Source organism: Dyella sp. SYSU CM1112 (assembly GCF_058216415.1).
The window spans coordinates 1-297 of the sequence record NZ_JBZEGI010000095.1 but is presented as its reverse complement, the minus strand read 5'-3'; the positions used below and the strand labels follow the sequence as shown (position 1 = coordinate 297).

Below are 297 nucleotides of genomic sequence, written 5' to 3'. Positions count from 1 at the left end.
GGATAAGCTGGTATTACTTGCGGGCGCACATCGCGCTCACCCGATGGCGACCGCGCAGCGCGCCATCCAGCGGCAGATTCTTCGGCTTGGCATGGAGACTGGTCAGATTGAACAAGCGCTCTCACTGGCCCGTCAGCTGGCAATGACTACTTACCGTGGCAATGAAGAATTTGCGCGTCGCTTCGCAAGTGCGCCTGACTATCGTGATGGGCGTTTCCACTTCCCGGTCGAGGATTATTTCGAGCACGCAGGACGACGCTTTGTCGAGCGTTTCGATCTTGAGCGGTTCCTTGCGCT

Annotated in this window: 1 pseudogene; it reads left to right on the top strand. The window is 57.9% G+C overall.

The annotated features are described in order from the left end of the window. A pseudogene (locus AC4HNJ_RS21775) lies at positions 1 to 297 on the top strand (homoserine O-succinyltransferase MetX); the annotation flags it as partial.